Origin of the sequence: Streptomyces sp. 891-h (assembly GCF_022760275.1) — a bacterium.
Classification (GTDB): Bacteria; Actinomycetota; Actinomycetes; order Streptomycetales; family Streptomycetaceae; genus Streptomyces; species Streptomyces spirodelae.
The window spans coordinates 1686672-1698689 of the sequence record NZ_CP050693.1 but is presented as its reverse complement, the minus strand read 5'-3'; the positions used below and the strand labels follow the sequence as shown (position 1 = coordinate 1698689).

The following is a 12018-nucleotide window of genomic DNA, read 5'->3' as shown; positions in this document are numbered from 1 at the left end:
CCGGACCGAGCTTCGTGCGCGGCCTTCGGCGTGACCAGGGTCAGCCCGCGGGCCGCAGCGCCGGGTGCTCCGCGACGACGGTGCACGAGCCGGGCGCGACCTCGGTGAACCCGGCGTCCCTGACCACCGGGAGCCCGCCGCCGGTCAACTCCGCCCAGTGCGCGGGCCCGTGTGCCGGGCGCACCGCCAGGGGAAAGCCCGCCGCGCCCCACTCGGTTCGCGCGGCGGCGTCCAGCTGCCACCAGGCGAGCTGCGCGGCATGGCCGGCCTGGGCCATGGCCTTGCCCGCCGACATCTCCACCTCCGGATTGAGCCACAGCACCGGCGTACCGGCGGCGGGCGCGGCCGGCGGCTGAGGATCGTCCAGCTCGGTACCCGACACCTGGAGCCGCGCCAGCTCCTTGGGCCAGCCGTCCAGCGGAACCGGCGGGAAGACCCGCACCTGGGCCGTACGCCCCGACACGGTGATGCCCTCCAGCGGCTCGGTGCGCCGCCACTCAGCACCGCGGGCCCGGCGTACCACCTTGCGGATCTGCCGCTCCTCCCACAGCCGCACCCGCTTGTGCCACTCGCCGGTCTCCTCGGCCGTACGCGGGTCGGCCAGCAGCGTGAGCACCGCGCGGGCCGCTGTCTCCAGGGCGTCCGTACGCGCCGGCGGTGCCGTGCGCTCGATACGGACGACGAGGGGCAGGACGAACCTGTCGGGTTCGGCGGGGTGCGGTGCTGCGGATTCGGAGACGGTCACACCGTTCAGTCTGCCAGCGGCCGGTGCCGCTCCTAGGATCGGGCCCATGAGGCTGGAGAACGTGGGCCGCCGCTACCGTGCGGGCGGCCCCTGGGTGCTGCGCGGGGTGAACCTCGACCTGCGCGCGGGCACCCTGCTGCGCGTGGAAGGCGGCAACGGAACCGGCAAGTCCACCCTGCTGCGGCTGATGGCGGGGATCGACGCGCCCAGTGCGGGGCGGGTGCGCGCACGCCCGCGCACCCGCGGCTACGTTCCCGAACGCTTCCCCGCCGCACTCCCGTTGACAGCGCTCGGCTACCTCACCCACCTCGGCCGCGTGCGCGGACTCGGCAAGCGCGCGGCAGCCGAGGAGGGCGCCGCCTGGCTGGAGCGGTTCGGCGCCGGGCAGTACGCCGCGACCAGGATGCGGGAGCTGTCCAAGGGCAGCGCACAGAAAGTCGCCGTCGCACAGGCCCTCGTCGGCAGCCCTGGGCTGCTGGTGCTCGACGAGGCCTGGACCGGCCTCGACCAGCGCGCCCGTACGGTGCTCGACACCGTGGTACGCGGGCGGGTGGCCGCCGGTGCCACCGTGGCCTTCGTCGATCACGACCCGGCCCGGCTCGCCGGTGCCCCGGACCTCACCGTGCGGGTCGCGCCCGGGGGCCTGGTCACCGCGGCCGAGCCGGTGGAAGGCGCGCGGCGGCCCGCGATGACGCGCATCGAAGCGCTGGGGGCGCCCGGCGCCGGGGCGCCCGAGGGCCTGCCGGGAAGCGCGCGGCGGCGGCTCGCGCCGGATGGCGAGCTGGCGCTGACGGTGCCGGACGCCGACTCCGACGCGGCGCTGCGGGCCCTGCTGGCGGCCCGGCCGGGCTGGCACATCCGTTCCGTACGACCGCTCGGGGAGCGGGAAGGGGACTCCGTATGAGGGCGACACGATGAAGGCCACGCTCGCACTGACCCGCTACCAGCTGGCCCTGCTGGTGCGCTCCCAGCGGTGGCTCGCGCCGCTGCTGCTGTACGTGGGACTGCTGGCCGTCGGTGTCCGCGCCGGGCAGCCGGTGCTGGACTCGCTCGGGCTCGCCGCCGCGGCGCTGCTGCCCGTCGCCGCGTGGCTGGTACGCGGCTGTGTGACGGCCGAGCCCACCGCTGCCAGACACTGCGCCGCCGCTGCGGCCGGAGCCTGGCGCGTGCATCTCGCGGGCGTCGCCGCCGGGGCGGTCATGGCACTGCTGTTCGGGTGCGCGGGTGCGGGAGCTGTGGCCTGGCTGAGCGCGCCGCGGAGCACCGACGGCTCCGCGGCCGTGCCGCTGCTGCCCGCCGTGGCCGCCGGCCTGTGCGGGGTGCTGGCCTGTGTACTGACGGGGGCCGCGGTGGGGGCCCTGGGCAACCGGCCGTTGATCCGCTCGCGGGGCTACGCGGTCTGCGCCACCCTGCTGGGGAGCGTCGCAGCGCTCGCGTTGGGCGCCTCTCCCGCCAACGCGGCGGTCACCGGGCTGGTGCACGGCTCCGCACGGGGCGAGGTGCAGGTGCCTTGGCTCGCGTTGCTCGCCGCGGTCGTGGCTGCGGGCTTCGCCGCGCTTACGGCGTGCATTGCGGCTGCCCGCCGCGGATGAGGGGGCGCCCCCCTTCGGGGCGCCCCCTCAGGCGTGCGGTCTCAGTGTTTCCAGGGGCCCGTGACTGCGAACGTGGTGCCCGGCGTGTAGCAGTTGACGTACATGGTGCGGCCGTCGGGGGAGAAGGTCACGCCCGCGAACTCGCCCCACTCGGGTTCCTCGGGGGTGCCGATGTTCTGGGCGCCCCGCGCCATCGGGTAGACGGTGCCGCGCCGGGTGAGGCCGAAGACGTGCTGGGCGCCCGCGCCGTCCTCGCACACCATCAGTCCGCCGCCGGGGGCGAGGCAGATGTTGTCGGGCTCCTCGCCGGGCAGTTGCACATCGGTGTCGGGTCCGAAGACGACGACCAGGGTGAGGCGGTGGCACCGCGGATCGTAGCGCCACACCTGGCCGAAGTGGTCACCCTGCGAGCCCTCCGAGCTGCGCGCGTAGCTGGAGACGAAGTAGACGCAGGAGCCGCCCCAGTAGCAGCCCTCCAGCTTCTGCGCGTGGGTGATGCCGCCCTTGCCGAAGTCCTGGAGACGGATGGGGGTCTCCTTGGCGAGCGGGTCGGGGACCTCGACCCATTCGACGCCGTCGAAGGAGGTGCCCGTCTCGGTGACGGCCGAGAGGTCCGGTACGCCCGGCACCCGCATGGCCTCCAGCGTGCCGCCCGCGTGCAGCGAACCGTAACCGCCCTTGGGCTTCTTGGGCAGGAAGCGGTAGAAGAGCCCGAAGGGCTTGTCGAAGGCGTCCTCGGTCTCGTAGACGACGCCGGTACGCGGATCGAAGGCGACCGCCTCGTGCTGGAAGCGGCCCATCGCCTTGAGCGGCTCGACGGAGGTGGGCCTGCGGCGGTCGAAGCCGACTTCGAAGATGAAGCCGTGGTCCTTGGTGTAGCCGTCCTCGCCGGCGCGCAGCTCGGTTTCCTCACAGGTCAGCCAGGTGTCCCAGAGGCTCGGCCCGCCCGCGCAGTTGGTGGAGGTGCCCGCGATGCCGACGCGTTCGGTCAACACGTCACCGTCGCGGTCCACTTCCAGGACGGTGCAGCCGCCCTTGGCCGCGGGGTCGTAGGTCAGCCCCTCGACCGTGGGGACGGACACCCGCGCGTTCATCCGGTTCTCGTGGTTGCGGACCAGCCAGGTGCGGCCCCGGCGGGCACCGGCGAAGGCGGCCATGCCGTCGCAGTTGCTGGGCACCTTGCCCTCGCCGGAGCGGAGCGGATCGCCCTCGCGGGAGAGCACCTTGTAGTGGAAGCCCTTGGGCAGGTCGAGCAGCCCGTCGGGGTCGGGGACGAGCGGGCCGTAGCCCGCGCTGCCGCCGGTGGACTGGGCCGCGGCGGTTCCTGTGAACAATTCCGAGAGCGCGCCGCTGAAGGCGACTGCCGCCCCGGCGGCTCCGGTTCTTGCCAGCAGTTGACGTCGGCTCGTGGGCATCGGGCACTCTCCCCTGTTGGCGGACAGGTGACCCAGCGTGTTTACCATGCGCACCAGCGTGCGCACACCGCTCAGGACGCAACCGACATGAACTCGGCCCCACCGACCATGCACTCGGCGGTGTCGGCGGGGTCGGCGGTGTCCCCGGCGAGCCGGGCCGGGTCAGCCGTCGGCGCCGACCAGCGCGCCGCCGTCCCTGGCGAGCGCGGTCAGCCGGGAGATGGCCCGGAAGTACTTCTTGCGGTACCCGCCCTTGAGCATGTCCTCGCTGAACAGTTGGTCGAAGGGCACGCCCGAGGCCAGTACCGGCACCTCGCGGTCGTAGAGCCGGTCGGCGAGCACCACCAGGCGCAGCGCGGTCGACTGGTCGGGGACCGGCGTCAGCCCCGTCAGGCAGACCGCCCGCACACCCCGCACCAGCGCGCCGTAGCGGCTGGGGTGGACGCGTGAGAGGTGGCCCAGCAGGGCGGGGAAGTCGTCCAGCGAGGCGCCGGGTATCCGGTGCGCGGCCCGGGTGACCTCCTCGGCGGCGTACGGCTCGGGTGCCTCGGGCAGCCCGCGGTGGCGGTAGTCCTCACCGTCGATGCGCAGGGTGCGGAAGTGCGCGGACAGGCCCTGGATCTCCCGGAGGAAGTCGGCGGCGGCGAACCGCCCCTCACCCAGCTTGCCCGGCAGGGTGTTCGAGGTCGCCGCGAGCGCCACGCCGTTCTCCACCAGCTTGGCCAGCAGGCTGGAGACGAGCACCGTGTCGCCCGGGTCGTCCAGCTCGAACTCGTCGATGCACAGCAGCTGGTGGTCGCCGAGGGTCCGCACGGTCTGCTGAAAGCCCAGTGCGCCCACCAGGTTCGTCAGCTCCACGAAGGTGCCGAACGCCTTGCGCCCGGGCGCGGCCGGCGCCGCGTGCCACAGGGAGGCGAGCAGATGCGTCTTGCCGACGCCGTAGCCGCCGTCCAGATACACCCCGCGGGGGCCGGCGGGCGCCGCCTGCTTCGGTACCCGGCGGAACCAGCGCCTGGGCCCGCCGCCGTCCGCGCTCCGCGAGGCGCCGCCGAGGCGGTCCGCGAACGCGCTGAGCGCCCCTACCGCCTCGGTCTGGCTGGGCTGTGCGGGGTCGGGTATGTAGGTGGCGAAACGCACACCGTCGAAGCGCGGAGGCGGCACCATCTCGGCCACCAACTGGTCGGCCGGGACGTGCGGCTCGCGTGCGGTGAGGGCGACGGGTGCGTCGCCGGGGCCGCCGGAGGCCTCGGAGCCGGTCTCGGATATGTGCGCTTCGGTCGTTGACACGATTGTCATGCTAGTCGGCCCGCCCCCGCGCACGTGCCGCCCGCCGGGCGTGCGCCGTGCCACACTGCGCGCATGCGACGCCTGTTCCCATCGAGCACAGCCCCCGTACCCGCCGCTGACGCCGCCGACGCTCCCGCGTCCCCCGGTCGCGGGCGCATGCCGCAGGCGGCGGACCCGGAGCGGAGCATCGCTCAGATCGCCGAGGAGTACGCCTACCCGCCGGTCGGCGAGGGTGCCGACGAGGCCGACCGGTGGCTGCGCGCCAACATGGTCGCCTCCCTGGACGGCGCCATCCACCACGGGGGGCGCTCCCAGCCGCTCTCCTCCAAGGCCGACATGTGGATCTTCGGGGTGCTGCGGGCGCTCGCCGACGTGGTGGTCGTCGGCGCCCGCACCGTACGCCAGGAGGGGTACCGGCCCGCCAAGCGGCGCAGCGGCTTCGCGGACCGGCGTGCCGCCGCCGGGCAGCCGCCGGTGCCCGCCATCGCCGTGGTCAGCGCCAGCCTGGAGCTGGACTTCTCGGCCCCGCTGTTCACCGAGCCCGTTGTCCCGACGCTGCTGCTCACCGGCAGCGGCGCCCCCGCCGACCGGGTGGCGCAGGCGAGGGAGGCCGGCGCGGAGGTGATCTTCGCAGGTGAGGGTGGTGCCGCGGACCCCGCGCGGGTGCCTGGCCTGCTCGCCGAGCGGGGGCTGCGGCGCCAGTTGACCGAGGGCGGTCCCACTTTGCTGGGGGAATTCGCCGACGCGGGGGTACTCGATGAGCTATGTCTGTCGATCTCTCCGAGGATCGTGGCCGGATCGGCGCCGCGCATCATGAACGGGCCCGTGCTGCCAGACCCGGACGAGTTCACGCTGGAGGGGGTGCTGGAAGAGGACGGCTTCCTCTTCACGCGTTACCGTCGGTTGCGGAACGTCGCGGAATGAGACGTTCCGCTTTCGTGTCGCTGGGCAGACTGACAATCGCAGGACCCGTGGGCACACTGCAGCAGGGTTTCTTTCCGACCGTTCGACCGGAGAAGGGGCGCCCGTCGTGATCACGACAGTGCTGATGATCGAGAAGCCGCTGGTGTCCGCCGACGCGGAAATGGTGACGACGCTGCACGGCGAGGAGCCGGTCTCGTTCGTCGTCCTGATGCAGCCGCGCGGCGACCAGGACCGGCTGCTGCGAGCGCTGGACGATGTGGCGCTCGGCGAGCTGGACCAGGTGGTGCGCGAGGCGCGGGAACCCGAGGGCGGCGAGGCCGTGGGCCCCGCCGAACAGGCTCTGGAGCTGTCCCTCAAGCGCCTCAGAGACGCCGGCTGCGAGGCTGTCGGCCAGATCATCGAGGAGCACCCCCTCGACGTCCTGAAGTCGGTCGCGGAACAGACCCACGCCGACGAGGTCATCGTGCTGACAGCCCCCCACCTGGTCGAGGAGTTCTTCCACCGCGACTGGGCCTCCCGCGCGAGGCACAAGGTCGGTGTCCCGGTACTGAAACTGTTCGCGCACAACGAGGAGTGAGGGGCCTGCGCCGCCGAGGGGCCTGCGCCGCCGAGGGGGCGCGCCCCGAAGGGGCGCGGGGAACTGCGCGATCAACCACAACGAACCCGCAGCCCGGGTAGGGCAGCCCGGGGCAGGCGCTTCCCGGCACGGGGGCGAGGGCTCGCATCCTGCCCGGCGGCGCACCGCATAGGCTTGCGCTGTCCCTCGTGAACCGCCGAGCAAGCCAGGAGAGGTCCGTATGACCGCTGCCGCCACTCCCGCCCTCCCTTCCACCATGGAGCGGCCGCACTTCGTCGGGATCGGTGGCGCGGGGATGTCCGGCATCGCGAAGATCCTGGCGGTGCGCGGTGCCCGTGTCGCGGGCAGCGACGCCCGGGAGTCGGCGACAGCCGACGCGCTGCGTGGCTTCGGCGTGACCGTCCACATCGGTCACGCCGAAGCGCATCTGGCGCCGGACGCGACCGTGGTCGTCGTCTCCAGCGCCATCCGCGAGGACAACCCCGAGCTGGTCGAGGCCAACCGGCGCGGGCTGCCCGTGCTGCACAGGGCCGACGCGCTGGCCGCGCTGATGGAGGGGCTGCGGCCGCTGGCCGTCGCCGGTACGCACGGCAAGACGACGACCACCTCGATGCTCGCCGTCAGCCTGGCCGACCTGGGCCTGGACCCCTCCTACGCGATCGGCGGCGACCTGGAGGGCCCCGGTTCCAACGCCCACCAGGGCACCGGGGAGATCTTCGTCGCGGAGGCGGATGAAAGCGACCGCAGCTTCCACAAGTACGCGCCCGAGGTCGCCATCGTCCTCAACGTGGAGCTCGACCACCACGCCAATTACGCGTCCATGGAAGAGATCTACGCGTCCTTCGAGACGTTCGCCGCACGCATCGTGGACGGCGGCACCCTGGTGATCTCCGCCGACCACGAGGGCGCGCGGGAGCTCACCCGTCGGCTGCGCGCCGCTCCGCGCGACCGTGCGCTCACCATCCGTACCTACGGGGTGGCCGAGGACGCCGACGTACGGGTCCTCGAGATCACCCCCAAGGGCCTGACCAGCGAGGTCACGGTGGCCCTCGACGGTGCGGAGCTGACCTTCGACGTCTCGGTCCCCGGCAACCACTACGCCCTCAACGCGGTGGCGGCCCTCGCCGCCGGAGCGGCGCTCGGGGTGCCCGCGCGGGATCTGGGCCGGGCCCTCGCCTCGTACACCGGCGTCAAGCGCCGCCTCCAGCTCAAGGGGCTGACCCGCGGTGTGCAGGTGATCGACTCCTACGCCCACCACCCCACCGAGATGACCGCCGATCTGGAGGCCATCAGGGGCGGCGCCGACAACGGCCGGGTGCTGGTGGTCTTCCAGCCGCACCTCTTCAGCCGCACCCAGGAGCTGGGCAAGGAGATGGGGGAGGCGCTGGCGCTGGCCGACGGCTCGGTCGTGCTGCCGATCTACCCGGCCCGTGAGGACCCCATCCCGGGCGTGACCAGCGCCCTGATCACACACGCGGCGCAGGCGGCGGGCGCGGCCGTACGGGCCATGGACACGCCGGGCGAGGCCGTGGAGGCGGTCGTGGGAATGGCGGAGCCCGGCGATCTCGTTCTCACCATGGGAGCGGGTGACGTCACGGAACTGGGCCCCAGGATTCTCGCCCGGCTCGCGGAGTGACCACCCTTCCTACGACGTGCTGAGGAGCCGAGATGGCCTACGAGATCGACAAGCCCGAGGAGCAGTGGCGCGCCGAGCTGTCGCCCGAGGAGTACCACGTGCTGCGCGAGGCCGGCACGGAGCGCCCATTCACCGGTGAGTACACCGACACCGAGACCACCGGGGTCTACCAGTGCCGGGCCTGCGGCGCCGAGCTGTTCCGCTCCGACACCAAGTTCGCCTCGCACTGCGGCTGGCCCAGCTTCTACGACCCGGCCGACTCCGCCGCCGTCGAACTGCTGACCGACCGCTCCCTGGGCATGGTCCGCACCGAGGTCCGCTGCGCCCGCTGCGGCTCCCACCTCGGCCATGTCTTCGAGGGCGAGGGCTATCCGACGCCGACGGATCAGCGGTACTGCATCAACAGCATCTCGCTGAAGCTGGTGCCCAAGGAGCAGTAAGCGGACCCAAGCGAGGCGGACCCATCCGCCTCCGAGGGAATGACGAGCAGCCCCCGGCAGTTCATTTGTACGCTGCATAGAGATTGTTGACTGCTGGACAGCGAGAGAGCGGGGGGCCGCGCGTGGGCGCCGGGGACGAAGTGCGGGCAGACGGAGCGGGCGGCCGGTGGATCGTCCCTGTACTGGCCTTCGGCGGGATCTCCGTCGCCATCATGCAGACACTCATCGTGCCGGTGATCGCCCAACTCCCGGAACTGCTGCACACCTCGACCTCCAACGCCTCCTGGGTGATCACCTCCACCCTGCTCTCCGGCGCCGTCGCCACACCCATCATGGGCAGGCTCGGCGACCTGTACGGAAAGCGGCGCATCGTGCTGCTCAGCCTGGGGCTGATGGTGCTCGGCTCGCTGGTGTGCGGCTTCACCTCCGCGCTGGTGCCCATGGTGGCCGGGCGGGCCGTGCAGGGGTTCGCGATGGGCGCCATCCCGCTGGGCATCGGCATCATGCGCGACGCGCTGCCCCCCGAACGGCTGGGCTCGGCCATGGCGTTCATGAGCTCGTCGCTCGGCGTGGGCGGCGCGCTGGGCATGCCGCTGGCCGCCTATGTCGCCCAGTACACCGACTGGCACGTGCTGTTCTTCGGCGCCGCGGGCATCGGCGCGCTCGCCATGGCGCTGGTCGCGCTCCTGGTGCCGGAATCCCCGCTGCGTACCCCCGGCCGCTTCGACGTGCTGGGCACCCTGGGACTGACGGCCGGCCTGGTGACGCTGCTGCTGCCCATCTCCAAGGGCGGCGACTGGGGATGGGGCAGCGGGACGGTGCTCGGGCTGTTCGGCTCCTCCGTGGTGATCTTCATCGGCTGGGGCCTGCTGGAGCTGCGGACCGAGGACCCGCTGGTGGACCTGCGTACGACGGCGCGCCGCCAGGTGCTGCTGACCAACCTCGCCTCCATCATGGTCGGACTCGCCTTCTACGCCCTCACGCTGGTGCTTCCCCAACTCCTCCAGCTCCCGGCGGCCACCGGGTACGGGCTCGGCCAGTCGATGGTCGTCTCCGGGCTGTGCGTGGCTCCGATGGGCATCGCGATGATGCTCGTCTCCTCGCTGTCGGCCAGGCTGTCGCGGGCACGCGGGCCGAAGGTGTCGCTGATGACGGGGCTGACGATCCTGGCCGTCTCCTACCTGGCGGGCACCCAGTTGATGTCCGCCGTGTGGCAGACGGTGGTGTTGGCCGTGCTGATCGGGGTCGGCATCGGCATCGCCTACTCCGCGATGCCCGCGTTGATACTCGGGGCGGTCGACCCCTCCGAGTCCGGCGCGGCCAACGGGCTGAACACTCTGATGCGGTCGATCGGCACGTCGACGTCGAGTGCGGTCGTCGGGGTCGTCCTGGCCCATATGACCAGCCCGCTCGGCCGCACCCAGGTCCCCAACCTGGACGGCTTCCGCACGTCCTTCCTCATCGCGGCCGGCGCCGCGCTACTGGGCCTGCTGATCGCGGCGTTCCTCCCCTCGTCGTCCAACCGCAAAAGTGCTGAGGGACGCGCCCCGACAGGGGCGCGGGGAACTGCGCGCGCAACCACAACGCACCCGCAGCCCGCGAACGGCCAATAGGGGCACCCCCTCCCCGGGACTGTCAGCGCAGCACGGCGGCGGACTGCGGCGGCAGCCGCACCGTACCGTCCACCTCCCGCGTCTCCGGCTCCCAGGCCGCCAGCAGCGACACCGCATGCCCGGAGGGCACCCGCACCGTCGCCGTACGGTCCTCCGCGAGGTTCACCGCGACGTACAGCGGCCCGTTGCGCAGCAACAGCCAACGGCCGTCGTCGCCGTCCGCCCAGCGGACATCCGCCTCGCCCAGTGGCAGCTGCGCCAGCACAGGATGGGCGCGGCGTATCCCCGACAAGGTGCGGTGCCATTCCAGCAGCCGGGCGTGCGGCTCGCGCAGCGGTTCGCTCCAGTCCAGGCACGAGCGCCCGCGCGTGGCCGGATCCTGCGGGTCGGGGATCTCCTCGGCGTCCCACCCATGGCGTGCGAACTCCCGCCGCCGCCCCTGCCGTACGGCCTCGGCCAGCGCGGCGTCCTGGTGGTCGGTGAAGAACTGCCAGGGTGTGCGGGCGCCCCATTCCTCGCCCATGAACAGCATCGGCGTCCCCGGCGCGAGCAGCACCAGCGCGGCGGCGCACGCCAGCAGTCCTGGCGCCAGGGACGCGGACAGCCGGTCGCCCAGCGCGCGGTTGCCGATCTGGTCGTGGGTCTGCGCGTACGCCAGGAAGCGGTGGGCCGGGGTCTCGGCGCCGCCGGGACGGCGTACCGGCAGGCCGTGCCCGCGGCCGCGGAAGCTGGAGTACGTACCGTCGTGGAAGAAGGCACCGGTCAGCGTCTTGGCGAGGGCGGCCAGCGGGTCGCGGGCGAAGTCGGCGTAGTAGCCGTGTGCTTCGCCGGTCAGCGCGGTGTGCAGCGCGTGGTGGAAGTCGTCGTTCCACTGGGCGTGCATCCCGTGGCCGTTGACGGTGCGCGGGGCGATGGTGCGCGGGTCGTTCAGATCGGACTCGGCGATCAGGAAGAGGGGGCGCCCGGTGTGCGCGGCCAGCGTGTCGACGGCCTCGGAGAGCTGGGCGAGGAAGTGCTCGGCGCGGGTGTCGGCCAGCGCGTGGACGGCGTCCAGCCGGAGCCCGTCGAGGTGGTAGTCGCGCAGGAAGGCCAGCGCGCTGCCGATGAGATGGGCGCGCACCTCGTCCGAGCCCGGTGCGTCCAGGTTGACGGCCGACCCCCAGGGCGTCTGGTGGCGGTCGGTGAAGTACGGCCCGAAGGCGGGCAGTTGGTTGCCGGAGGGGCCCAGGTGGTTGTGGACGACGTCGAGGACGACCCCGATGCCGTGTCCGTGCGCGGCGTCCACGAACGCCTTGAGCCCGTCTGGCCCGCCGTAGGGCTCGTGCACCGCCCACGGCGCCACGCCGTCGTACCCCCAGCCGTGGGTGCCGGGAAACGGGCAGACGGGCATCAGCTCGATGTGGCTGACGCCCAGCCGGGCCAGGTGGCCGAGGCGTTCGGCCGCCGCGGCGAAGGTGCCCTCGGGGGTGAAGGTCCCGATGTGCAGCTCGTAGAGGACGGCTCCCGGCAGCGGCAGTCCGCGCCACGGGTGCCGCCAGGTGTACGCGTCGTGGTCGACGACGGCGCTCAGCCCCTCGGGCCCGTCCGGCTGGCGGCGCGAGCGCGGGTCCGGCAGTACGGGGCCGCCGTCGAGGGCGAAGCCGTAGCGGGTGCCGGCCGCTGCCGGTGCCTCGGCCTGCCACCAGCCCCGGTGGGTGGGCGAGTGGGTCATCGGGATGCCGGGAGCGGGCGGGAGGTGGAGGGTGACGGTTCGCGCGGTCGGAGCCCAGACGTCGAACAGCATGCACAC

Annotated in this window: 11 protein-coding genes; 7 read left to right on the top strand and 4 right to left on the bottom strand. The window is 72.9% G+C overall.

The window, feature by feature from the left end:
* Positions 1–40: 40 nt before the first annotated feature.
* Positions 41–745: a peptidyl-tRNA hydrolase gene (locus tag HC362_RS07165; protein WP_243083086.1), complete on the bottom strand. Its 705-nt coding sequence runs from the start codon at positions 743–745 to the stop codon at positions 41–43.
* A 46-nt stretch (positions 746–791) separates the two neighbouring features.
* On the opposite strand from HC362_RS07165, the gene HC362_RS07160 reads away from it, so the two are divergent.
* The gene (locus HC362_RS07160) at positions 792–1649 is read left to right on the top strand and encodes an ATP-binding cassette domain-containing protein (RefSeq protein WP_243083085.1); all 858 of its coding nucleotides are present in this window, start codon (positions 792–794) and stop codon (positions 1647–1649) included.
* A gap of 10 nt (positions 1650–1659) precedes the next feature.
* Positions 1660–2337, top strand: coding sequence for an ABC transporter (locus HC362_RS07155; RefSeq protein WP_243083084.1), 678 nt, complete (start codon positions 1660–1662; stop codon positions 2335–2337).
* Between the two features lie 41 nt (positions 2338–2378).
* Here HC362_RS07155 and HC362_RS07150 read toward each other — a convergent pair whose 3' ends face one another.
* Positions 2379–3752 carry an alkaline phosphatase PhoX gene (locus HC362_RS07150; RefSeq protein ID WP_243083083.1) on the bottom strand — a complete coding sequence of 458 codons (1374 nt, stop codon included), beginning with the start codon at positions 3750–3752 and terminating at the stop codon, positions 2379–2381.
* Positions 3753–3914: 162 nt separating this feature from the next.
* The gene (gene zapE, locus HC362_RS07145) at positions 3915–5048 is read right to left on the bottom strand and encodes a cell division protein ZapE (protein ID WP_243083082.1); all 1134 of its coding nucleotides are present in this window, start codon (positions 5046–5048) and stop codon (positions 3915–3917) included.
* Between the two features lie 63 nt (positions 5049–5111).
* On the opposite strand from zapE, the gene HC362_RS07140 reads away from it, so the two are divergent.
* The 5 genes from HC362_RS07140 to HC362_RS07120 all read left to right on the top strand — a co-directional run bounded on the left by HC362_RS07140 (position 5112) and on the right by HC362_RS07120 (position 10229).
* A complete protein-coding gene (locus HC362_RS07140; RefSeq protein WP_243083081.1) occupies positions 5112–5963 on the top strand; it encodes a pyrimidine reductase family protein in 852 nt (283 codons plus the stop codon).
* A 106-nt stretch (positions 5964–6069) separates the two neighbouring features.
* On the top strand, positions 6070–6540 hold the full coding sequence (locus HC362_RS07135) for an indole-3-glycerol phosphate synthase (protein WP_243083080.1): 471 nt from the start codon (positions 6070–6072) through the stop codon (positions 6538–6540).
* A gap of 220 nt (positions 6541–6760) precedes the next feature.
* On the top strand, positions 6761–8176 hold the full coding sequence (gene murC / locus HC362_RS07130; protein WP_243083079.1) for a UDP-N-acetylmuramate--L-alanine ligase: 1416 nt from the start codon (positions 6761–6763) through the stop codon (positions 8174–8176).
* A gap of 32 nt (positions 8177–8208) precedes the next feature.
* On the top strand, positions 8209–8616 hold the full coding sequence (gene msrB, locus HC362_RS07125) for a peptide-methionine (R)-S-oxide reductase MsrB (protein ID WP_243083078.1): 408 nt from the start codon (positions 8209–8211) through the stop codon (positions 8614–8616).
* 122 nt (positions 8617–8738) lie between these two features.
* Entirely contained in the window at positions 8739–10229 is a 1491-nt protein-coding gene (locus tag HC362_RS07120; protein WP_243083077.1) for an MFS transporter, read from the top strand.
* A 22-nt stretch (positions 10230–10251) separates the two neighbouring features.
* Here HC362_RS07120 and treZ read toward each other — a convergent pair whose 3' ends face one another.
* Positions 10252–12012, bottom strand: a complete 1761-nt coding sequence (gene treZ / locus HC362_RS07115) for a malto-oligosyltrehalose trehalohydrolase (protein WP_243083076.1) — start codon at positions 12010–12012, stop codon at positions 10252–10254.
* Positions 12013–12018: the final 6 nt, after the last annotated feature.

Excerpts from the sequence above, each read along its gene's own strand:
- HC362_RS07140 (WP_243083081.1), top strand. The coding sequence starts at position 5,112 with ATGCGACGCCTGTTCCCATCGAGCACAGCCCCCGTACCCGCCGCTGAC.
- HC362_RS07160 (WP_243083085.1), top strand. The coding sequence starts at position 792 with ATGAGGCTGGAGAACGTGGGCCGCCGCTACCGTGCGGGCGGCCCCTGG.
- msrB (WP_243083078.1), top strand. The coding sequence starts at position 8,209 with ATGGCCTACGAGATCGACAAGCCCGAGGAGCAGTGGCGCGCCGAGCTG.
- murC (WP_243083079.1), top strand. The coding sequence starts at position 6,761 with ATGACCGCTGCCGCCACTCCCGCCCTCCCTTCCACCATGGAGCGGCCG.
- HC362_RS07150 (WP_243083083.1), bottom strand. The coding sequence starts at position 3,752 with ATGCCCACGAGCCGACGTCAACTGCTGGCAAGAACCGGAGCCGCCGGG.
- treZ (WP_243083076.1), bottom strand. The coding sequence starts at position 12,012 with ATGCTGTTCGACGTCTGGGCTCCGACCGCGCGAACCGTCACCCTCCAC.
- zapE (WP_243083082.1), bottom strand. The coding sequence starts at position 5,048 with ATGACAATCGTGTCAACGACCGAAGCGCACATATCCGAGACCGGCTCC.
- HC362_RS07155 (WP_243083084.1), top strand. The coding sequence starts at position 1,660 with ATGAAGGCCACGCTCGCACTGACCCGCTACCAGCTGGCCCTGCTGGTG.